Consider the following 23,212-nt stretch of genomic DNA (forward strand, 5'->3'; position numbering starts at 1 on the left):
CCTCTCTTAAAGTTTAGCAGCCAGCTGAGTCAGCATGGCATTGTGAGCTTCTGCGTCAACTTGCTGGTTCAGGATTTTTTCTGCACCAGTAACTGCAAGAGCAGCAACTTGTTGACGTAATTCTTCGCGCGCAGAATTGATTTCTGTATCAACAGCTTCTTTCGCTTGTTGACGAATACGCTCACCTTCAGCAGATGCCTGAATACGCGCTTCTTCGACCAATTGTGCTGCACGACGGTTCGCTTGTTCGATCAATTGAGCCGCTTGTGCTTTTGCTGCGTCTAACTCTTGCTTTACTTGTGCTTGCGCATCAGCAAGGTCAGCTTTCGCTTTTTCTGCAGCATTTAAGCCATCAGCGATTTTACGCTGACGCTCACTAATCGCATTGATTAGTGGTGGCCATACAAATTTCATGCAGAATGCGACAAACATCGCAAATGCAATTGCTTGACCAATCAATGTGAGGTTGATATTCATTGCTATTCCTCAATAGTTTAATTTAGGAATTAAGCTGATTAACCTACAAATGGATTAGCGAAGATGAAGAACAAGCCAATACCAACACCGATCATAGGCACAGCATCAAGAAGACCTGCGATTAAGAACATACGAGTTTGAAGTTGTGGAGCCAATTCTGGTTGACGAGCAACAGCTTCCAAGAAGCGACCACCTAAAAGACCAAAACCAATTGCAGTACCCAAAGCACCAAAAGCGATCAAAATAGCAGCAGCAATTGCAACTAAACCTGGAACGATAGACATGAAAAATTCCTCAGAGGTTAGGTTTATACCAATTAAATTAAAAAATTTTATGCCTAACCACCCTGTGATAGTTAGGCGTTACCATTAATGTTTTTCGCTTGCCATGCTCAAGTAAACGATTGTCAGCATCATAAAGATAAATGCTTGCAATGTAATTACAAGAATGTGGAAGATAGCCCAAGGCACAGACAATGCCCATTGGATCCAGAACGGTAATAATGCGATAAGGATAAAGATTAATTCACCCGCATACATGTTACCGAATAGTCGTAGAGCCAATGAAACTGGTCGTGCAAGGAAGGTTACTAATTCCAAGATTAAGTTCACAGGAATTAGACACGCTTTTGCAATTGGATTACTTGGGTTAAATGGGTTAAGCGCCAACTCGCCAACAAAACCACCAATGCCTTTCTCACGAATGCTATAGAACAAGATCAGTACAAATACAGACAATGACATACCGAGGGTAATGTTCGGGTCTGTAGAAGGAACAACCTTAAAGTAAACGTGATGAGGATCCATACCAAATACGCTTGCACCAATGTGTTGAGCTAAATATGGAATCCAGTCAACAGGGATCAAGTCCATTAAGTTCATGAGGAAAATCCACACGAAAATGGTCAGTGAAAGTGGTGCGATTAAACGAGATTTACCATGGAAGGTATCGCGAACGCTTGAGTCAACAAACTCGATCACCATTTCAATTGCTGCTTGGAATTTCGTAGGCACACCAGAATTGGCAGCTTTCGCAACAGACCAAAAAAGCAAACAGAAAATCAGACCTAAGCCGATTGACCAACCCATTGAGTCCAAGTGAATAGCAGAAAAACCCATTTCATGAGCTTCTTTCGCATTCTCAGCCAATTTCCATGTACCGTCTGGCATTTTGCCATAGGCCAAATTGGTCAAGTGATGCTTAATATACTCTGTCGAAGTAAGGGCATGTTCTTCAGCAGCCATAAATCACACCTGGTCAATGTCAATTAATAAAAAGAGAGATGAATATCGCACGCTGCTAGATATCTCATCTTGCTCTATATATTCAATTTTTTATGCGCCTATACTCGTTTTTGTTGACGTGATACCCACCAAGGAGCAACCCACGACATGGCTTGAACGAGAATAAAACCACAAAACAATGCCACCGATGACAACGGCTTGACATTGCTTAAAATCAAAATCAGTCCAACGATCACAATAGCAAACTTGCCCATCATGCCTCGATACATATTTGAAAGCACTTGCTTTGAAGCACGCGCTCCCGCAACCCGAAAAGATTGCCAGGCAAAGTAACAATGTGCCAGCCAACAAACCAGTCCGCCTAGGGCGACGCTTTTGGCTACCACGATGTCTTTAAGCACCCACGCAATCAAAGTTGCAACAGGTATCGTCAATGCTTGCAAGAAGACCAAAGCTTTCGCCAATCGTCGGTCAATCATGCGACTTGGTCGGCTCATTATTATCCACTCACAGCATAAAAGCTTGACAAGTTAACCTGATGATCGTTTTTAATCGGTGGCATTATAGAGTCCCCCCCCTAAACATGCAATCTTTTCCCGACTTAAGACGTATGATTTTCAAATAATCTATATATTTTTAATTTCCTATTAAGATTCTCTTGATTTGATTATTTTCGTATGTTTCTTGCGCAATTTTGAATATTTTTTGCTAAATCCGTCCAACCCTGAACAAAGTCATTTTCTGCGCTCATACTTTCGTCTACTGCCTGAAAACGCACAGGCTGCAAGATTTGATATTGGCTATTTGCCTGCCCTTCTGCCAACAAGCACATTTGTGGATACGGACGATGATCATTTAGATACTTAATTTGAGTGACCGTAGCAGGAATGTGCGGGTCGGTACTTAAAGCACCTGCAAGATGTAAATTGAGTGCATGTTCCAGATACTGATAAGCATCATGATATGACCAATAGTCAACCGTGTTTTTATAAGTACCGACTTGCTTACTTCTCAGCAATAGCTGCTGAGCAAAAGTTTTCGCATTTGCCCAATATTGAGCTTTATGTTCAGGGTGTTGCTGCGAACGTAATGCAGCAATAAAAAAGCCAATTCGAACCGCATTATTCGGGTCTAGCCAAACATGTGTATCGATGGTATTGGCAATCGGTTTTCCCTGTACATCTCGCACTGGAAAAGTTCCTAAAATCTTAGAGTTCAGCAGCGAGATTGCTCGGGGATTATGCCCCAGTAGCCTATCCAGTGGCGCCTCATGGGCTTTACCCAGCCAGATCACCAGCTCTGCATCTTGGACTGCTTTTCGGTTGTCTGGTGTCAGCTGTACATCATGCCCAGATTGATTTCCCAATAATAAAGTTGGCGTCTCAACACCTTTGGTCACTTCTTTAGCGATTAAGTATAAAGGGTGAATGGATATAACCAAGCCCTGTGCCCATAAACTGCCACTCATACACAGCAAGACACACGCTGCAAAAAAACGCGCCATCATGTTCAAACGATCTCTATATATCATCACTTGGGATTTAATGTTACACTATAACACCAAAAATAGTGATATTGTTATAAAAGAGTTAACTTATCTGTTTTGATGCACCATAGGTGAGATATTTATGAGTTCATGTTCGCATTCACATGCCAATACCTTACATGAGGTACATGACCACGGCGATATTCAAGTCCGCCTAGAGCAAGCAGAGGCATTGTGTCTAGCGACTGGTGCACGTCTTACACCGTTGCGTAAGGAAGTTCTGCATTTAATTTTAAATGCTTCTGGACCGATTGGTGCATATGATATTCTGGCAAAAATAAAAAACACCTCAGATAAACCTGCTGCACCACCAACCGTTTACCGTAGCTTGGACTTTTTACTGGATAAAGGCTTGATTCATCGTCTAAGTTCAATTAATGCCTTTATTCCTTGCTGCCACCCTCGTGAAGGTCATCAGGCAGCATTTTTAATCTGTGTGAGCTGCAAAGCCGTTAAAGAAGCTTCTGCCGATGCCTTAATGGCACATCTCAATGCATTAGCACATTCGGATGAATTTAATATTCATCACACCATTATTGAAATTTCAGGAAAATGCCAACAGTGCACACAACGTCACTAACGCCTGCGCTCATTTCATTACAGAAAATTTATGTCCGAATGGATGACCGTGAGATTCTCAAACAGGTCGACTTTGAGTTACATTCCAATGAAATTGTGACACTGATTGGACCAAATGGTGCAGGAAAATCTACGCTCATTAAAGTCCTTTTGGGTATTGTCAAACCCACATCCGGCAAGATTCTAAAAGATAGCGGTTTAAAATTTGCTTATGTTCCGCAGAAGTTTAACCCATCGCACAGTTTGCCGTTACGTGTTCGGGATTTACTGGCATTAGAAGCGTGTGATACCACAACCAAACAGCAAATTATTGCGGAAACAGGCATTGAAAAATTGCAAGATGCCAAAGTTCAGCAACTTTCTGGTGGCGAACGCCAACGGGTACTTCTGGCACGGGCATTACTGCGCAAACCACAGGTTTTAGTGCTTGATGAACCGATGCAAGGTCTGGATATTCAGTCTGAAGCCGAGCTATATGAATATGTCCGCAGCCTGCCTGAGCGTTATGGCTGTGCAGTACTCATGGTTTCACATGACCTGCAATGGGTGATGCAAGGGACACATCGTGTAGTTTGCCTGAACAAACATATCTGCTGTAGCGGGTCTCCAGAAAATGTGCAGCAACATCCTGAGTATCAAGCCATTTTCGGGACACAACGAGCATTCTATCAGCATCATCATGACCACTGCGCACATGGTGACAGTCCGACAGCAAACTGTGAACATGACAGTCACCCCCATATTCACCCTGAACCGGAAGCTTAACGCATGATGGAATGGTTTCAACTTTTGCTCCCTGCATGGGTTATGGGTGCTTTACTGATTATTTTAACTGCGCCACTCGGCTGCCTCATGCTTTGGCGTCGTATGTCTTTTTTTGCAGACACCATGTCTCATGGCACGTTACTCGGCGTCGCAGTCGCTGGGGTTTTGCAGTTACCGATGTGGGTTGGTGTCGCAAGCTTAGCGATTTTACTGGTTTGTATTTTATGGATTTTGCACGATCGGCGTTTGCCTAACGATGCACTACTGGCGTTATGTGCGGCCACCTTGCTCTGTTCAGGTTTAATGCTGATTCAAAACCTCCCTGCCCTACGCCCTGAATTACTCAGTTATCTGTTTGGGGATCTACTCACCATTAGTTGGTCAGATCTGCCTATTTTTGCGGTCATTATTGTGGTGTCTGTCAGTATTTTATGGAAATTCTGGTCAGCACAAATTCAGATTGCAATTGACCCAGACATTGCGATCAGTGAAGGGGTTAACGCTAAATTACAGCGTTTTATCTTCATGCTGCTTTTGGCGTTATTTACAGTATTGGCACTACGTGCAGTCGGCTCACTGTTGATGGGCGCACTCTTGGTCATTCCAGCATTGGCAGCACGCCTCTTGGCAGACTCTCCTAAACAAATGGTGCTGTATGCTTTTATTATTGGTCAAATTGCTTTGGGTATTGGCTTATGGGCCAGCGCTCTACTCAACATTGCCAGTGGTTTAAGTATTGTACTGACCATGTCGAGTATTTTCTTTGCCCTATTTTGCTGGCAAAAAATTCGTAGCGCTTTATAAAAACGGATTTTCAACTTCCTGCTCGGGTTGATGTGCAATCTTCTCGGGCAAGTTGTCTTGTTGCTCTAATACTTCAACGACCTGATTAATCAAGCTTTGCAGTGCTTTTGCAGCCGCAAGCCCCTGCTGATCTTTGGTAATTTGCAGATTGCCATACAGATTGATGCAATCTAGCTGATTTTCTAAGGTTAAGTCATAAATTGCAGAGGATGACTGGTCTTCAGCAAATGGTTTAAACATATTCAGCTCCCTGAAACGGGGTTAAGATTTAAACAACTTTAATAAAAATTCCAATATACTATCAAGCAATGCTTTGAATAACTTTTTAATAAAGTTATCTTTCTCTTGATTCACAGTTTTTTCAATATCTTGCGTTACTTGTTGCACAGCATTACCAAAAGATTGCTGTAATGAACGAATGTCCGATGATGCTGATGGCGTAGCACATTGGCTATTTTGATCTGTTCCAACCAGCGCAAGAACACGACCTGCCTGAACATCACTGGTGGTGAGTGGCAAATCATAAATTTTGCGTTTAGTTTCTACAGAAAGCTGTGGAAATAAATTTAAGCCTGTTTGCTGTTCAATCTGACAAACACTGACAACCTGCACTTCTTGAGAGTTATTATTTGGAGCATAGTAAGCACTGATCACGCCTGTCTTCGGCATATATACCGCTTTAAACACCACACTCGGGACAATCACTTTGCCCTTTCCAATCGTTTTTAGGCGTTGACCTGCAAAGATCGGCCCTGTCACCACATAGGCATCCTGTTTTTGTTTTTTGACCAAGCTGCGGGTGGCTTCTTCAAGCTTACGCCAAACTTCCTGATTATTTTTTGGCGCTTGTGGCACCATATTGGCTAAAGAAAAACTGTCATGCTGCGAAGCTTTATCTGACATGTCCGCATTTGGGGACATATGCCCACGGTCATAACCTGAAGCGCGGTAATCCGCTAACGTAGAACGAAACTGCTCTGGAATTTGTTCTTCTTCATGAAACTGATCTTCACGTTTAATTTTCTGGCTTAAACGTGCTGCGGTTAGATGCTCAGCGCTCCATAAAGGTGTTTTAGATACGCCAGAATAGACCAAAGCAAAACCATTGAAACACAAAGGAAAAGTATTTTTATTCAAACTTTGCTTAACCAGTGCAGGAGGGGTCTGCTGATAAAATTGAGATAAGCATGAGTCTTGTGCAAAAACAGTGCTTGTCGCAGCAGCTGCACATAACAAAACGAGTCCTTGGATACTATGGTTAAGTTTTTGAGTCATATTGATTATCCTTGAGCACTAAAAACAGCTTAGCAAGCTCATTTTAGAAAGTATATGTGGTTTCTTTCAAATGACTAATCCTTATACTCATCAGATTGTCAGTTGCTTTTTACGTAACAGTTTGTTGTGGTTATACCACACTTATACCTATAATTTATTGATATTCCGTATACTTAGTTGCGGGTAATCCCAATCTATGGGATTGTTAATTCAGATTAAAAATCACACAATTTTTTAGTATTGGAGTTCGGGTATGCGTAATATTTTCGTTAGCATTGGGTTATTTATGGGAATGTTCACAGCAACTGCTGCGTTTGCAGAGCCTGCTGTACAACCAGGCGAGACTCTAGAAAGCCTGTCTCAAGTTAAAGTCAATACAACTGTAAATGGTCAACCAGGATCATTAGCAGACTTAATGAGCAGTGGCAAATATACACCTGTTCCTACGCCACAACCTACAGCAGATCATAACAATAGCCCTGCCGCAACTCCAGATACACCTGTATCTACACCAGCCCAATAAGTAATTAAAAAATAAAAAAACCAAGGTTTGAACCTTGGTTTTTTTATGGCTAGATTTCGATTTGCCCACCTAACTCAACCACGCGATTGGTTGGAATTTGGTAGAAATCACTGACGGGGCTGGTATTGCGTTGCATAGAAATAAATATCTTTTCTCGCCAAGGAGACATGCCATCTCCAACTTTATGCACCACACGATCTCGCGAAATAAAGAAGCTAATCTGCATGAGATCATACTCAAAGCCAAGTTCTTCATAGGCTTGTTTCAAATCACGTGGTACATTCGGCTCATCTTTAAAACCATAGAAAACTTGAATACGGTAAAAATGCTCAGTTAGAGTTTCAACTAAAATACGTTCTTTCTGGGCAACATATGGGACATCCTGAACCATCACAGTGATCAGGATGTTACGTTCATGCAGTACTTTATTGTGCTTAATATTATGCAGCATGGCATGCGGCACAACATTTGGGGTTCCAGTCAGGAATACGGCATCACCCTGTACCCAATGCACAGTATCTGAACCGATACTTTTAACAAATAAATCAATCGGTAAAGTATCATGCTCGAGTTTAGCAAACATTAATTCACGACCACGTTTCCAGGTCATCAAAATGCCAAAGGCAATCCCACCAATCAACAATGGAACCCAACCACCTGATATAATTTTCAGCGAAGTTGCAGCAACCAGCACAACATCCAAAACCAGAAATGGCGTGATCAGCAACAGTAGTTTTGGTGCACTCCATTTCCACGCATAAAAGATAAATACGCCAATCAGCAAAGTATCGCACAGCATAGTCAGAGTTACTGCCAAACCGTAAGCACTTGCAAGGTTCGAACTGGTTTTAAAAATCAGAATCAGAATAATGATGGCTGCCAGCAATAACCAGTTCAGAAAAGGTACATAAATCTGCCCTTCTTCTGATTCGGAAGTGTGCTTAATGCCAAACCGCGGTAAATATCCCAGTTGCACAGCCTGACGTGCCAAAGAAAACACACCTGAAATTACCGCTTGAGAAGCAATGACAGCTGCAATAGCGGCCAAGATAATCATTGGGTACAATGCCCACGAAGGTACAAGCAAGAAAAATGGGTTCTCAATTGCACTTGGATTACGCAGCAATAAGGCCCCTTGACCTGCATAATTCAACAATAGACAGGGTAAAACTACACCAAACCACGCGAAGCGAATTGGCGTACGACCAAAGTGCCCCATATCTGCATATAAGGCTTCGCCACCTGTCACGGTCAATACCACTGCACCCATAACAAAAAAAGACATCACTGGGTTGGTAAAAATGAATTCAACTGCCCAATGTGGACTAAACATTCCCAAGACAAGCGGTGTTTTGGCAATACTCATGATCCCAAAAATACCAATAGCCAGAAACCAAATCAGAGTGAGCGGTCCAAAAAGTTTACCAACAAATGCTGTGCCGTGTTTTTGGACTAAAAACAGTATCACCACAATCACAATTGCAATGGGCATAATATAAGGGTCAAAAACATCAGTTGCGATGGATAAACCCTCTACTGCCGAAAGCACTGAAATGGCTGGGGTAATAATTCCATCACCAAAAAATAGGGATGCCCCAACAAAACCAATTGCAATAAGATAGATTTTTTTATTATCAGCAATTTTTGCTTTACGCAGGTTCAAAGCAAGCAATGCCATAATGCCGCCTTCACCATTGTTATCGACGCGCATTACGATTGCTACATATTTAATGCTAATAATCAGCGTTAAACACCAAAAAATGATCGACAAAATACCCAAGACATTTGCAGGGCTAATGCCAAGTCCATGTGCCTCATGAAAAGATTCTTTTAGGGCATAGAGTGGGCTGGTACCAATGTCACCAAAAACGACTCCGAGCGCTGCGAGAGCCATCGCAGGCAATCTTGCCTTTTGGGTCATAGTTTGCATTGCATAATTAAACCAAGATGATTTTTGATGCAATCTTAGCATTTAAATAAAATTTTTTCTGTAAAGCGGCGATTAAATCTTGGCAGCCTGCTTTTTTTTAGTTACTATCGCACGCCTTGGTGAGGTGTCCGAGTGGCTGAAGGAGCACGCCTGGAAAGTGTGTATACGTTTGCGCGTATCGAGGGTTCGAATCCCTCTCTCACCGCCAAGATTCATTCCAGAATCATCCACTGGAATATAAAAAAAGGCTTAAATTTTTCAATTTAAGCCTTTTTTGTTAATCGCCAGTTTAACAAAATAATCAGGTTGCTGACTCTAAACGATAATAATGGTATTCCACATCTTTCTCTCTATAAACGGCATAGCTGTTTTGGCGAAAATCCGAGATCCACTCTGAACCTGTATAGCCTGCTATATGTCCATAAGTATGGTTACTGGTCGCATCAATAATATAAATATCGCCTTTCTTCGGTTTATTAAATGCAGGTTTAATTTGCTTATAGCCATTTTTCTCTAAAGTACGCCCCCAGTTTGCTGCTGCAATTGGGTGATTCGATACATTCGCTCCTGCTGTTTCCAAGGCAATACGTACATTACGCGCACATTTCTCTGAACTTCGTCTTGCTGAAATGCTTTCAAGTTTATGAGAAAATTTAGATAGATTAATACGTTGTGCCGCTAAATCCACATTATGATTAATATGTTGCTTTGTCATTTTAACATGATGTACTTTACGCTGCGGCTGCACATGCTGTACTTTCTTGGTCGCCACTCGTCTGTGTGCATGTCGGACGTGAACCTGAACAGAATGCGCATCGGTGTCATGCGCGTGAACTGCATGGTGAGCATGAATCATGACAAAAACCTATTTTTTACATCAAAACTTCAACAGCGTGCCATTGTAGAAGGAAATGTTTTCAGATGTGCTACAGGGTTGTAACAAATTTTAGACAGCTCTGCATTTTACACAGTGCTTATTGTGTAGGTAGGTTAGCTATATTTTTGATTTAAAAACGATATAACATATCAACCAAGATTTTAAACACCCAGTTTTGGTTGGTTATTTTTTAATCAAAAACAATCCATCGTAACCAACTTAAGCTAGCTTAAATATATATTAACAAAAAACATAATATTCATTTTTTAACCACAAAATATACCGTTTATCACAAATTATACCTACCTTATTGATAAAAATGTTTTTAACCTAATTAGCAATAACGGCATGCCAATATGTTAAAAACTAAAAAGGATGATGACTGGTTATGAAAATATGGCTTAAAAAATATGATCGGATTTTTTTGAGTGCTGGTGTACTCAAAGTGAGCTTGTTATTGGCGATTGTGCTCTCAGGTGGGCACATGCGCCCAGACTTATAAATCAAAAAAGCTGAACCCCTTTCGAGATTCAGCTTTTATTTATTGTTTATGCTTAAATGCTTAAGCCGCAACAGGGTTTGAGATTACGCGTTGTTTAATCACCGCATAACTAATTCCTGTCACAAAACTCCCCACTGCAATTGCCAGCAGGTATTGCAAAGGGTGATTAATCGCATTTGGAATAATCAAAGCAATGATTCCGCCATGTGGTGTCACCAATTGGCATTTAAACATGGCAACCAGTGCGCCTGTCACTGCACCACCCGCAATAGTACATGGAATCACACGAATCGGATCTTTGGCCGCAAAAGGGATTGCCCCTTCCGAGATAAAACACAAGCCCAAGACAACCGCAGCTTTACCTGCATCTTGCTCAGCTTTCGCAAATTTATTTTTTGCCAAAAAGGTCGCAATCGCCATACCCAAAGGTGGCACCATACCTGCAGCCATGGTAATTGCCATCGGTTCATAAGTTTGCGAAGTCAACAACCCCACCGTAAAGGCATATGCTGCTTTATTGATCGGCCCACCTAAATCAATACACATCATGCTGCCCAAGACTATGCCCATAATCATGGCATTGGTGGTGCCCATATTCGCTAGAAATATTTTTAACAATTCAAAGAGATGTGCAACAGGTTGCCCAACGATATAAATCATGATCAGACCGACTGCCAAACTGGCCAGTAAAGGAATAATCAGAATGGGTTTTAAGGCTTCAAGGCTCGATGGTAATTTGACTTTTTTGGCAAGAAACAACGCGATATAACCCGCCAGGAAACCTGCCACAAGCCCACCTAAAAAGCCTGCCTGTAGCTGCGCTGCCAATAAACCACCGATCAAACCTGGGGTTAAACCAGGGCGATCGGCAATTGAGTAGGCAATATAACCTGCAAGCATCGGAACCATCAGGGTAAATGCAGCCACCCCAATTTGTTTCAGTGATGCGGCAAAACTGCCATCGACAGGATTTAGACCAAAAATAAACGAAATCGCAATGATCAGACCGCCTGCCACGACCATTGGCAACATGTAGGACACACCTGTCAGCAAGTGTTTATAGATCCCAATTTTTTCTTTTTTCTCGGCAGATTCACTCGCGCCTGCCTGTTGTTTTCCTGACTCTAGAACTTTAGCTTCCTGAATCGCACTGGCAAAGGCTTTATCAGTCTGCTTCAACGCAAAGCCTGTACCACAACGATACACGCGCTTGCCAACAAAACGGTCAGTATTGACTTCAATATCGGTGGCTAAAATCACGATATCTGCGTCAGCAATCGCCTCAGGCGACAAAATATTTTTTGCCCCAACTGAACCTTGAGTTTCAACATGAATCTCATAGCCCAGTTTATCAGCACCATGTTGTAAGGCTTCAGCCGCCATAAAGGTATGGGCAACACCTGTTGGACACGCAGTAATCGCCACAAATTTGCGTGCTTCTGTCGAGGTTTGTGTAGGTTGTTGTGACCATTGTGCTGGTGTCTTGGCTGAATCTAGCGCTTGTTGTAAGGCTTGTACAGCATTCTGTTGGGCTTGTTCCAAAGACAACAAAGCAACTTTTTGTGCTGCAATATTGTGTAATGCAGGGAGTTTATCACCTAGTACAACAATGAGGTCTGTAGAGGTGCCTAGCGCTGACTCAAGATTTTCTACAACTTGGGCTTGATACCCTGCTTGACCTGCAACCTGTGCGAGTTTTTTTGCCAAAATCAACGCATTGATCGACTGTTCAGGGCTATGCGGAACAAATAAAATCTGGTGAATTTCTGACATCATATTAACTCAATGAATTGATGGCGATTTGTTGCTTCAAATCTTCAATGACCGATAAATCTGGCACATGAAAACCAATATGGGTCACAGCATGGCTGGCAATCGCTGTTGCTGTTTTTAGCGTTTCTTCAGGGCTATTGTGACTCAACAAGCCATGAATCATACCCGCAACCAGTGAATCACCTGCACCTACAGTGCTTTTCACCTGAACATGCGGCGCTTGAGCATGCAGTGGGTGTGTCGGGTGCAGCCAGTTCACACCTTGCTCGCCCATTGACACAATAATATGCTGAATCTGCATATGCCCCAGTGATTGAAACAATTGCTGCTGTTCAGCAAAACTGTTTGCCGGCAAATGATAGGTTTCTGTTAACTCATCACTGTTGGGCTTGATCAGCCACGGGTTGGCTGCAATTGCAGCGCGCAATGCAGAACCACTGGTATCTACTGCGACTTTTTTATCCTCTCGATTGAGAAACTCAATTAAGGCGCGTAGTTCGCTTGGCTCAAAACCTTGTGGCAAACTGCCAGCAATCACCACCATATCCATATCAGCAATCATGGCTTGAATTTTTTCACGCAACTGCAGCTTAGCATTGGCATCAATATAAAGACCCTGACCATTAATATCGGTCATACGACCTGATGCTTCCGCAATTTTAATATTTTGGCGAGTTTCACCTTGAATATAAACAAACTGGTTGTCAAAGTGTTCTTTGGCAAAATGCGCATCAAAAATCTGACGATTCGCTTCACCTAAAAAACCTGTCACCACCACATCATGTCCCAAATCTTTGAGGACTTGTGCGACATTTAAGCCTTTACCCGCAGCATGGGTTTCTACAGTATGATGGCGGTTGACTTCACCCACATGTAGCACGTCAAGTTGCAACGTGACATCGATTGCGGGGTTGAGCGTCACTGTTAAAATTTTTGCCATAGAACTTACTCAACTAAATCACGGACTGCGGTTGCACTGTCACACAACAATGCACGTTGTGCCAATTGCTGACAATCGGCAAAATTTAACTGGCGTATTTGTGCTTTGACTAAAGGAATACGCGTGCTCGACATACTCAGTTCATCCACCCCAAGCCCCATTAAGATAGGAACAGCTTTCGGATCACCTGCCAATTCACCACAAATGCCGACCCATTTGCCATGCTGATGTGCGGCGCGTACGGTCTGATCAATCAACAATAAAATACTGGGGTGCAAACCATCTGCCTCGGCAGACAACACAGGATGACCACGGTCAATTGCCATGGTGTACTGGGTCAGGTCATTGGTTCCAATACTGAAAAAATCAACTTCCTGCGCCAAAATTGGTGAAAGTAATGCTGCTGCAGGGACTTCAACCATGATGCCCACTTCCAAATGTTCACACGGATGTGCTGCACGCACTTCATCTAAAATGGCTTTGGCTTCACGCCATTCTTCTACACGCCCAATCATTGGGAACATAATCCGTAATGGGCGGTTATCAGCTGCTTTGAGCAATGCCACCAATTGCTGACGTAGCAATTCGGGCTGACGCAAAGTCAAGCGAATACCACGTAAGCCCAAGAACGGGTTTTCTTCAGGTTCCATCGGCAAATATGGCAATGGCTTGTCACCACCGACATCGAGGGTACGCACGACCAGTGGGCGACCTGCCAAGGCATCAAACACCACGCGGTAATCCGCTTCTTGAACGGCTTCATTTGGCGCACTGTTATGCGACATAAACACCAATTCTGTTCGCAATAAGCCAATCGCTTCTGCACCTTGCTCAACCGCTTGGGTCGTGGCGTGGACTTTACCAATATTTGCCGCAATCTCGACAGCATGCTGATCTAGCGTAATCGCAGGTTCCAGACAATCTTGCTCCGCTTGCTCACGAAGTTGGCGTTGACGCTCCCGCTCGGCAATTGCCTGTTCAATGCGCTGTGCTTCGGGTTTCACCACAAATTCACCCGTATCACCATTGATCAAGACCACACTATGATTTGTAATATTGAGTACAGCCGCTCCTGCCCCAACCACAGCAGGAATACCCAGCGCACGTGCCACAATCGCGCTATGTGCGCTGGCACCACCAACAGCAGTTAAAATGCCAGCAACGCGGTCTTTATTTAAGCGAGCCACATCACTTGGCCCAACGTCGTGCATCACAAGAATATAGGGTTCTTGTGGTTCGGTAATTTCTGGTGCACTACATAACACTGCCAATACACGCTCACCAATATCACGCAAGTCAGCAGCACGTTCTGCCAACAAACGATCATTTAAAGACTCTTGGGCTTTGGCAGCTTCTTCAATATGCTCATGCCATGCAGCTGCGGCAGATAAATTCTGCTTCAACCCTCGTTGTACACTCTGGATCAGATCTGGATCATCCAGCATTTCCAGATGTGCCATAAAAATCTGTTTAATCGTATCAATCGAACTTTGGGCAATAAACTGGCGAATACTGTTTTTGACCTGATGAATGGCGATATCAAACTTTTCGCTTTCGATTTTAACACTCGAACCAAAGCGTTCATATTGGAACTGGCGTGGCTTGACCACATGTGCAGGGCCAAATGCCAGACCTGATGAAGCAGCAATACCATGACTCTGATCTGGGACAGTCAGCGCCGATACCATGGAATTTGTAGGTTCAGGCGCGACAACTGGGTCAGCCTCGTCTTGAATGGGTTCAACATCTTCACCCAAACCTTGTTTCACGGCGGCAACCACCGCACTTAGACCAGCGACTGCATCGGTTTCAGGTTCAGCAATAAAGGTCAGGGTTTGCCCACGTTTACAGCCGAGTGACAACAGCTTGGTTAAGCTTTTGGCAGATACAAATTGCCCACCATCGACAGACACCTGTATCTCACCTTGAAATGCTTTACAGGTATTGACCAACTGCGTGGCAGGTCGCGCATGTAAGCCGTGCGCATTGGCCAGTATCACGCGCTGTGATACCCAGTCAGGAATCACATCTGCACCAATCAATTGGGCCAGATGTTGAGCATTTTGCTGTTGGCTCAGCGCTTGTAACTGTTCAGGATCAAAGAAAATATCCATGAGTCGGTTAAACTGGGTCATATCGAGCTGCGGATTGCTGGCAATACACAACAAGGTTCCAAGCTGTTGACCTTGGTACTGAATCGGCTGTTCAGCTTTAATGATACTCACCGCAGGGCTGAGCACATGCTGATTGGCGCTGATTGACCAAATATCTTCACCCAGATGAATCATGTTTTTGGGTTGTAACTGGCTTAAAAAGCCACATTCCACCATTTTTTGTTGTTTCAGCAACTGGCTAGCTTGCCAGAAAAAATCATCAATATCAGTAACAACTGCTTGTGTTGAAATCAGATTTTCATGCAAATTCAAAGAAGGTGGTTGTGCTTGTAATAATTCAATAATTTGCTGAGCAGATTGAGCATTTTGCACACGCTCAGAGACATCATCGAGCAATGCTCGGGTCAGAATTTGTAAAACTTGTAAATGTTCATCTGACTTTGCAGCAATGACCACTGCTAAATAAATCTTGTTTTCACCATCCCAGACTACACCTTCAGGGAAGTGAGCCAAACGCACGCCTGTTTCTAAAATGTACTGGCGTGACTGTGGTGTCCCATGAGGAATCGCAATTCCCTGTCCTAAATAAGTTGCACTTTGCTGTTCACGCCCAATCAGACCTTGAATATATTCAGGTTGAACCAGTTGATCTTCAACCAAAATATCCACTAGACATTGCAACGCCTGAGCCTTATCGACAGCATGCTGATTCATCCGAACATGTTGTGTATCTAGCGCTAACATAAGAATTCCTTGAAAAACATCATAAGTCGAGTTGAGGCGGTGCCTTTCTAGAAAAAAAAGAAAGGCGGATTCTACTCGGGTTTGCACTGAAAATCAGTTTTTTGATCATCATAACTTGGGTTTTTTGTGGCGCAAAATCATAGCTTTTAAATATTAATTGAGAATTAAGCTATTACGTCTAAAGATTAGACAAATCAGAGCTTACAAATGGCATGGTCATCGCGCATTTATTCAGCAAACCCACAGATGTTATCGGCTTAACACAGCAGTATCATGCCTAAAAAGCTTTTATAATACCTGTTGTATATTTGCATCAGAGATGGATATGACCCCTGCCTGTAAGTTGCTTCAATCGAAAAAAATTTCATTTAGCCTGCATGAATATGAACACGATGCCAATGCCAAAAGTTTCGGTCTAGAGGCCGCAAAAAAGCTCAATCTGGCTGTCCATGAAGTCTTTAAAACCTTATTGGTTACAGATGATAAAAATCATTATGTTGCGGTGCTTCCTGTCAACCATCAGTTAAACCTGAAAAAAGTCGCGACTGCACTGGGCTGTAAAAAACTACACATGGCAGACCCGAAAGATGCAGAACGTCTGACAGGTTATCTGGTCGGTGGCATTAGCCCATTAGGTCAAAAAAAACGCCTGAAAACTGTGATTGATGCCAGTGCCGAGGCTTTAGCCAAACTTTATGTCAGTGGCGGAAAACGCGGACTGGATGTCGGTTTATCACCGCAAGATTTGGCACAACTGCTTGGCGCTCACTTTGCCGATATCATTGATGTATAAAAACGGATGCATCAAATAAAAAAAGACCTCACATGGAGGTCTTTTTTATGCAAATCGACAGATTAAACGAACCGCAAGAACAGCCAGTAAAGTGATGCTGAAAGTACCATCGCACATGGCAAGGTCAACACCCATGCCATCAAAATGCTTTTCACGGTTGCCCACTGCAACCCTGATTTATTTGCGGTCATGGTACCCGCTACCGCACTGTTGAGTACATGTGTGGTACTAACAGGTAAACCAAACTTGTCTGCGGCAATAATCGTTCCCATCGCAACAAGCTCTGCTGACATGCCTTGACCATAAGTCAAATGGGTCTTCCCTATACGCTCACCAACAGTCACGACAATACGCTTCCAACCGACCATGGTTCCCAGCCCCAAAGCCAATGCAACAGCCACTTTGACCCAGGTTGGAATATACTGAGTCGCTTTGTCGAGGTTTTGACGATAATCGTCTACAGTTGCTTTTTGTGCAGGCGATAACTGTGTTAAATGATTGCCTTTATCCAACTCTTTTAAACTTGCATTGCTGAGATACATGTCATTACGCAAATTAACAGTCGCTTTCTCAGGTACTTTTGCCATGCTGCCATAACTGGCAACAGCATCACCCAAATGATTTGACAAACTTGCTACAGCAGGCATGACCTGCGGATTATATTGATGCGTTTGAATAAATTTAGTTAACACATCCCGTGCTTGTAATTCAGGCATCGCTGGCTGATGATCAACCGCCAAGATATGCGCCGTTTTCTCAGACAAAGCAGCAAATGACTGTACCTGCGCAGGATCCATCGTTTTATTTAAAGAATAAGCCAATGGCACAATCCCGATCAAAATCAGCATGATCAAGCCCATACCTTTTTGACCATCATTTGAACCATGAGCAAAACTCACCCCTGTACAGGTACAAATCAACAAAGTGCGTACCAAAAATGAAGGCGGCTTATTGCCTTCTGGGGCAGCAAACAATTCTTTTTGACGCTTTTTCATCACCAGTTTTAACAACAGGAAGGCAGCAGCAGCCAAACCAAAACCAATCAAAGGTGAAAAGAACAAGGCTTTGGCAACTTTTAGAACCTGCCCCATATCCACACCGCTAACACCATTGGTTGCCGAGTGTAACAACTGGTTCATGATGCCCACACCAATAATTGAACCAATCATGGTATGTGAACTTGATGCAGGAATACCAAAAAACCATGTCCCCAAATTCCAGAGAATCGCAGCCAGTAACAAGGCAAACACCATTGCAAACCCTGCACCACTGTCAACATGTAAAATCAGCTCGACAGGTAATAACGCAATAATGCCGTAAGCCACCGCACCGCTGGCAGTCAGAACACCCAAAAAGTTAAAAAAGCCCGACCACATCACTGCAACAGGGGCAGGCATGGCATTGGTATAAATCACCGTGGCGACAGCATTGGCAGTGTCATGAAAACCGTTCACGAACTCAAACCCCAAAGCGATCACCAATGCCATTCCCAACATGATGAAAGAAAACACACTCAGCGGTGGAACTTGTGACAAATCAAAAGTCAGTTGCACGCCAATATAAGTTAAGGACGCCAATACCACTAAGGCAAAGACATATTTAAACCACTGCGGCGCAGGAAGATGAATATTTTTAGGAGAAGAATTTGTTGTGGTTTGGGCAATTGCTGGCGCTGGATGCGCTTCAGTAACAATTGATACCTGATGATTCATGTGATTTGTGAAATACCATAAAATTGTGTAAATTTTGAGACCAATTTATGACAGTTAAATGACATTTTAAATTTCAGGTGCTTCAATTTATAATCGAGGTTTTTACAGTACCAAAAACGACTAAGCTAAAATATAAAACTGCCAAACCCAATCAGCATTTGTCAAAAACTGGATACAAGAAATTGTCATCCATCACTGCTTGAGTCGAGACCTCATTACAATCACCTTTATTATTTTAGTCAGCCTCTCATTTTTAAATGCTTTAATTTGGTCGATGATCAGGGTTTTAATACACTTTTCTAAAGACTGAATCATAGATCGCCAACACATTTCCCTGTAAGCAAACAAAATAAACCCGAAAAAATTTGCTCAATCAGCATGTCAAGAGTCATGGGATTTCCATTTCCCTCAAAAAATAAATAAAATTAAATAAACACCAGCTTAACTAAAAAAAACTCAATTAGGTTTCATTATGCTCGATAGCAAACAATGCCAAGCGTTTCTCGCTGTCGCGGAAACTGGCAGCTTTGAACACGCCAGTTTACAGTTACATTTAACCGCTTCGGCAGTATCACTGCGTGTACAGGCACTCGAGCGGCAGCTTGGACAAATGTTATTGATTCGTGGGCGACCTTGCCAAACCACACCCGCAGGTGAGCAATTGTTGCAATATTTGCAGCGGCAGCGTTTTATGGAACAGAATTTTCTGCAAAATCTACAGGGCAAACAGGCAAATTCTGAGTTTATTAAAGTAGTTATCGCCAGTAATGCCGATTCACTCGCAACATGGTTACTTCCCAGCCTACAAAATATTGTTATTCAACAACAAATTGCCCTAGAAATTCGCATAGATGACCAGTCTTTGACTCATGCTCTCCTCGAAGCAGGGCAAGTCCACGCGTGTATTTCAGTAGAAGCTCAACCTTTACGGGGTTGTTCCGCCAAAGCCTTGGGGTATATGCGTTACAAGATGGTCGCAACACCCACTTTTATTGCCCGCTGGTTTAAGCACGGCGTCTCTCGCCAAAGCCTGATGCAGGCACCTGCGGTTATTTTCAATCAAAAAGATCACATGCATCAAAATGTATTGCTGAAACTGCATGGTTTGACTGCAAACAGTTACCCCTATCATTTCATTCCATCATCCGAAGCCTTTGTACACGCCATTCATCGTGGTTTAGGTTATGGTCTTGTACCTGATTTACAGCTCGGCGCAGCGTTGGAGCTTGGTGAATTAGTTGAAATTTTACCTGAAGCACAAACCGATATTTTGCTGTACTGGCATCATTGGCAACAACAATCCACACCATTACAACAGCTAACCCAGCAGATTTGCCAGAACAGCCAGCGTTTTTTACATCCAGTTTAATGACCAGTCAAAATGAACTGTATGCTGCCTTGTACACTGTGCAACAAAACATCTCAATACATTCATTTTTACCGCGTTATCCTATTGTATTGTACGCGTGGGTCATAAGGAGAGATCTATGAACAAGGTAAAAGTGATCTTGGGAAGCTTAGCGGTTCTTTCAATATTGAGCTTGTCAGGTTGTCTATACGATCCTTTCTGGTGGGGTGATGGTCCTCATCATGAAGGTGGGCACTACGAACGAGGCGGTTATGGCGAAGGTCACGGCGGTGGTCGTGGTGAAGGTCGTGGCGGTTGGTAAACCCTTCTCATCTGTAGTCGCTATTGGGTCTGTACTTGAGTTGGCCCAATAGCGACTCATTTTCGACAACAGTACCGTCTCGGTATGGTTTTTCGTATTTTTTGAAAAAATTTTTAGTATTTTCACAATGAATTATTACAAATGATCCTGAAATAAAAAATGATCTGTCAAATTATAAATATAAGATATTGAAATATAAAAATTTAATTAAATCAATAAATTTAATTCACTGCAAATAAACCCATATATCTTGTAAGCCTTTAGTGCCAATTTTCACCATAGCTTTACACATTGGCTCTTTCCCTATATCTAAAAATGGCTCTCGTTTCTTTGCTCTCCAAACGACAAATTAAAGTTACTGGAAGTATGCATACACGACTGTTGCTATTGATGTTGTTGTAACAAAAGCCTATTCGAGTTGAGTTCGACACACGATCTAGCAGCATTTTTGCAGGACATTTGCACATCAAGCTGCATTTGAAAATGCAAAATCCCAAGTCATGAATTAAGGAAAATCGTATGGCAACACATCAGGCTGTTTATGTGAATACCGCTCAAAGCGGTCGCCATTTTAGTGGTCTCAGTCTTCGTGACCCAAAGATCATTTTTTTCAATAAAAGGGAAAATTGGTATCAGCCATTGATCAGGCTGATCCAATACGGCTGTCAGGGCTACATTTCTTAGCGTATTCAGCACACCTAAAAGCAATCCTTTTCGTCTTACTTGCAGAGTAGCTCGGCTTGTCCTTGCTGCGGAAGGTGCACGCTTTTTTCAGGCATTGCTCGCTCAATTAGATTCATTTTTTCTTTTTTGTGAAGGTTTTTTATGACGCAGACCCATGAGAGCAACTCCTCCTCTCAAGATTTAAAACACGGACTTAAGTCACGTCATCTTACAATGATCTCAATTGCAGGTGTGATTGGAGGGTCATTATTTATAGGTTCAGGAAGTGTCATTTACTCTGCTGGTCCAGCCGCAATTTTAGCTTATGGATTGGGTGGATTACTGATTCTGTTTATTATGCGTATGCTGGGTGAGATGGCTGTTCTCAACCCAGATAGTGGTTCATTTTCCACCTATGCTGACCGTGCAATTGGGCGTTGGGCTGGTTTTACCATTGGCTGGTTGTATTGGTGTTCATGGGCATTACTCATGGGCTGGGAAGCTTATGTTGCGGGTAAAATTTTAAATAGCTGGTTTCCGCTGATTCCAATCTGGATCTATATGCTCACGGTAATCACTGCGTTAGTCTTGGTGAACCTACAAAACGTGAAAAATTACGGTGAATTTGAGTTCTGGTTTGCTTTAATCAAAGTGATCGCCATTATTATTTTCCTGGTGATTGGTAGTTTAGCCATTTTACATCTCTGGCCATGGGCTACACCGTCGGCTCAGGGCTTTACTAACCTTACGTCTCAAGGCTTTATGCCAAATGGTTTTTCATCCATCATCACGGCTTTACTTGGGGTGATGTTTGCCTATATCGGTGCGGAAATTGTCACGGTTGCTGCGGCTGAATCGGATAACCCTGCACGAGAAATTCGTAAAGCATCCAATTCGATTGTTTGGCGAATCATGCTGTTTTATGTTGGCTCAATGTTCATTACTGTGTGCCTGATTCCACACAACAATCCACTTTTAAAAGATGCAACTTGGGGAACATACAGTGTGACTTTAACGGCGCTGGGCGTACCTGAAGCACGTCATATTGTGAACTTTGTGGTACTCACTTCGGTATGTAGCTGCTTTAACTCGGCACTATACACCTGCTCACGCATGTTGTTCTCTCTGTCAAAACGTGGTGATGCACCAAAAAGTTTTGGTTCAATCAACAGTAAAGGTAGCCCTTGGATGGGTGTCTTGGTCTCTTGTAGCTTTGCCGTATTTGCTGCCATTTTGACTGCAACGGGCAGTATGGATGTCTATGATATTTTCATGCTGGCAACAGGTACAGCAGCACTGTATGTTTATCTCACCATTGCCTGCTCACAACTTCGCTTACGCAAGAAACTTGAAGCAGAAGGTCAGAAAATTGACTTTAAAATGTGGCTTTTCCCTGGCTTAACCTATGCCGTGATTTTCACCATCGTCGGTGCCATTATTATGATGCTGATTGAAGGCACTTACTTCAAAGAAGTCATCTACACCTCAGGTTTGGCGCTGTTTATTGTCATTCTTGGTTTATGTGCTCAGAAATTTAACTGGGGCAAAGAACAACAACCCGAACTTGATCAAGAAAAAATACCAGGTTAAATCTATCACTGATGCTACCGAAGAACCCACCCTGTGTGGGTTTTTTTTCTTGATCGGTCATGCTGTTCTAGCCAATTTAGCAATCTTGTTTAAAGATGATTTTTCCTGATTGTTATATTTACAACTCAGTCGCTCTAGTGAGTTCGGAATTGAAATCAAAAGAGAAATATATCTCTCAAATATGCTTCACCAACATCAACCTCAAAACCACCTCATCAGACAGTCAAATACTCTTGTCATGATCCATATTTTTGCAATTGCTGTTTTAATATTTCGCATCTCTTGACCAAATAGAGAGATTCGAATCGCTTATTTTATATATTTCTAAAAATTCCAAGCCATAATTGCCAAAAAGTGATTTTGGTTGATGGGCAAATGTCATATTTCTGCAAAAAAAATTTCGTATTTTGAAATCTATTTTTATTCGATTTTTACAGATAATTAAATGCACAATATAGCGTGATTAGTTTTGTATATTCACATGAAAAATATAAGAATTAAAAAAACCATTTGATAAAAATATGCGATAAATATCACATTTTATTTAAGATAAGTTACTCATTTTTCAATTAAATTACGCAATTGGCTCTTTCCGCATATCAGGAAATGGCTCTCGTTTATTAGTTGGCGACCCATCAAATTAAAGTTACTGGAAGTATGCATACACAAATGGTGTTGTTTACCAGATCGC

Annotated in this window: 19 protein-coding genes, 1 tRNA gene and 2 pseudogenes; 9 read left to right on the forward strand and 13 right to left on the reverse strand. The window is 42.5% G+C overall.

All coding sequences use genetic code 11. The features are described from left to right. Window positions 1–6 precede the first annotated feature (6 nt). From ACX1N5_RS07360 to ACX1N5_RS07380, 5 genes are all read right to left on the reverse strand, one after another. Entirely contained in the window at window positions 7–477 is a 471-nt protein-coding gene (locus tag ACX1N5_RS07360; RefSeq protein WP_004750050.1) for a F0F1 ATP synthase subunit B, read from the reverse strand. Between the two features lie 38 nt (window positions 478–515). Then, window positions 516–761 (reverse strand): F0F1 ATP synthase subunit C, encoded by a 246-nt coding sequence (gene atpE, locus ACX1N5_RS07365; protein WP_004750052.1) that lies wholly within the window; start codon window positions 759–761, stop codon window positions 516–518. 84 nt (window positions 762–845) lie between these two features. Further along, the gene (gene atpB / locus ACX1N5_RS07370) at window positions 846–1,721 is read right to left on the reverse strand and encodes a F0F1 ATP synthase subunit A (protein WP_004750054.1); all 876 of its coding nucleotides are present in this window, start codon (window positions 1,719–1,721) and stop codon (window positions 846–848) included. Between the two features lie 98 nt (window positions 1,722–1,819). Then, window positions 1,820–2,218 (reverse strand): ATP synthase subunit I, encoded by a 399-nt coding sequence (locus tag ACX1N5_RS07375; protein ID WP_004750055.1) that lies wholly within the window; start codon window positions 2,216–2,218, stop codon window positions 1,820–1,822. 170 nt (window positions 2,219–2,388) lie between these two features. Further along, entirely contained in the window at window positions 2,389–3,225 is an 837-nt protein-coding gene (locus ACX1N5_RS07380) for a metal ABC transporter solute-binding protein, Zn/Mn family (RefSeq protein WP_458801321.1), read from the reverse strand. A 124-nt stretch (window positions 3,226–3,349) separates the two neighbouring features. Here ACX1N5_RS07380 and ACX1N5_RS07385 point away from each other — a divergent pair, with 124 nt between their 5' ends. From ACX1N5_RS07385 to znuB, 3 genes are read left to right on the forward strand one after another with little or no spacing between them, the layout of a single operon-like run. Then, the gene (locus ACX1N5_RS07385; protein WP_004750058.1) at window positions 3,350–3,847 is read left to right on the forward strand and encodes a transcriptional repressor; all 498 of its coding nucleotides are present in this window, start codon (window positions 3,350–3,352) and stop codon (window positions 3,845–3,847) included. Further along, window positions 3,820–4,611: a zinc ABC transporter ATP-binding protein ZnuC gene (gene znuC / locus ACX1N5_RS07390; protein WP_458801146.1), complete on the forward strand. Its 792-nt coding sequence runs from the start codon at window positions 3,820–3,822 to the stop codon at window positions 4,609–4,611. The genes ACX1N5_RS07385 and znuC overlap by 28 nt, the downstream gene beginning before the upstream one ends. A 3-nt stretch (window positions 4,612–4,614) precedes the next feature. After that, window positions 4,615–5,415 (forward strand): zinc ABC transporter permease subunit ZnuB, encoded by an 801-nt coding sequence (znuB, locus tag ACX1N5_RS07395; protein WP_458801144.1) that lies wholly within the window; start codon window positions 4,615–4,617, stop codon window positions 5,413–5,415. On the opposite strand, the gene ACX1N5_RS07400 is transcribed toward znuB, so the two are convergent. Both ACX1N5_RS07400 and ACX1N5_RS07405 read right to left on the reverse strand, forming a co-directional pair. After that, a complete protein-coding gene (locus tag ACX1N5_RS07400; RefSeq protein WP_004750061.1) occupies window positions 5,410–5,655 on the reverse strand; it encodes a hypothetical protein in 246 nt (81 codons plus the stop codon). The two genes, znuB and ACX1N5_RS07400, sit on opposite strands and share 6 nt — an antisense overlap. A 21-nt stretch (window positions 5,656–5,676) precedes the next feature. Next, entirely contained in the window at window positions 5,677–6,690 is a 1,014-nt protein-coding gene (locus ACX1N5_RS07405) for a DNA/RNA non-specific endonuclease (RefSeq protein ID WP_458801142.1), read from the reverse strand. 253 nt (window positions 6,691–6,943) lie between these two features. On the opposite strand from ACX1N5_RS07405, the pseudogene ACX1N5_RS07410 reads away from it, so the two are divergent. After that, a pseudogene (locus tag ACX1N5_RS07410) lies at window positions 6,944–7,118 on the forward strand (hypothetical protein); the annotation flags it as partial. Window positions 7,119–7,262: 144 nt separating this feature from the next. On the opposite strand, the gene ACX1N5_RS07415 reads toward ACX1N5_RS07410, so the two are convergent. Beyond that, window positions 7,263–9,143 (reverse strand): potassium transporter Kup, encoded by a 1,881-nt coding sequence (locus ACX1N5_RS07415; protein WP_458801140.1) that lies wholly within the window; start codon window positions 9,141–9,143, stop codon window positions 7,263–7,265. A 118-nt stretch (window positions 9,144–9,261) separates the two neighbouring features. On the opposite strand from ACX1N5_RS07415, the gene ACX1N5_RS07420 reads away from it, so the two are divergent. After that, window positions 9,262–9,351: transfer RNA gene (locus tag ACX1N5_RS07420), tRNA-Ser, on the forward strand. A gap of 93 nt (window positions 9,352–9,444) precedes the next feature. On the opposite strand, the pseudogene ACX1N5_RS07425 reads toward ACX1N5_RS07420, so the two are convergent. The 4 genes and pseudogenes from ACX1N5_RS07425 to ptsP form a co-directional block, all read right to left on the reverse strand. Then, window positions 9,445–9,816: pseudogene (locus ACX1N5_RS07425) on the reverse strand (peptidoglycan amidohydrolase family protein); the annotation flags it as partial. A 766-nt stretch (window positions 9,817–10,582) separates the two neighbouring features. Continuing rightward, complete coding sequence (locus tag ACX1N5_RS07430; RefSeq protein WP_458801319.1) at window positions 10,583–12,295, reverse strand: fructose-specific PTS transporter subunit EIIC; 1,713 nt, start codon at window positions 12,293–12,295, stop codon at window positions 10,583–10,585. Between the two features lie 4 nt (window positions 12,296–12,299). Beyond that, complete coding sequence (gene pfkB / locus ACX1N5_RS07435; protein WP_458801138.1) at window positions 12,300–13,235, reverse strand: 1-phosphofructokinase; 936 nt, start codon at window positions 13,233–13,235, stop codon at window positions 12,300–12,302. Between the two features lie 5 nt (window positions 13,236–13,240). Continuing rightward, entirely contained in the window at window positions 13,241–16,093 is a 2,853-nt protein-coding gene (gene ptsP / locus ACX1N5_RS07440) for a phosphoenolpyruvate--protein phosphotransferase (RefSeq protein ID WP_458801137.1), read from the reverse strand. Between the two features lie 325 nt (window positions 16,094–16,418). Between ptsP and ybaK the strand changes: the two genes are divergently transcribed. Then, window positions 16,419–16,886, forward strand: coding sequence for a Cys-tRNA(Pro) deacylase (gene ybaK, locus ACX1N5_RS07445; RefSeq protein ID WP_458801317.1), 468 nt, complete (start codon window positions 16,419–16,421; stop codon window positions 16,884–16,886). Between the two features lie 62 nt (window positions 16,887–16,948). Here the strand turns inward: ybaK and ACX1N5_RS07450 are convergent, their stop codons facing one another. Further along, window positions 16,949–18,598 (reverse strand): inorganic phosphate transporter, encoded by a 1,650-nt coding sequence (locus tag ACX1N5_RS07450; protein ID WP_458801135.1) that lies wholly within the window; start codon window positions 18,596–18,598, stop codon window positions 16,949–16,951. 472 nt (window positions 18,599–19,070) lie between these two features. Here ACX1N5_RS07450 and ACX1N5_RS07455 point away from each other — a divergent pair, with 472 nt between their 5' ends. From ACX1N5_RS07455 to ACX1N5_RS07465, 3 genes are all read left to right on the forward strand, one after another. Then, entirely contained in the window at window positions 19,071–19,967 is an 897-nt protein-coding gene (locus ACX1N5_RS07455) for a LysR family transcriptional regulator ArgP (protein WP_458801133.1), read from the forward strand. Window positions 19,968–20,085: 118 nt separating this feature from the next. Further along, window positions 20,086–20,268: a hypothetical protein gene (locus tag ACX1N5_RS07460; protein ID WP_131381806.1), complete on the forward strand. Its 183-nt coding sequence runs from the start codon at window positions 20,086–20,088 to the stop codon at window positions 20,266–20,268. Window positions 20,269–21,093: 825 nt separating this feature from the next. Further along, window positions 21,094–22,521: an amino acid permease gene (locus tag ACX1N5_RS07465; protein WP_458801130.1), complete on the forward strand. Its 1,428-nt coding sequence runs from the start codon at window positions 21,094–21,096 to the stop codon at window positions 22,519–22,521. Window positions 22,522–23,212: the final 691 nt, after the last annotated feature.

It is taken from the genome of Acinetobacter sp. ANC 4636 (assembly GCF_054454555.1).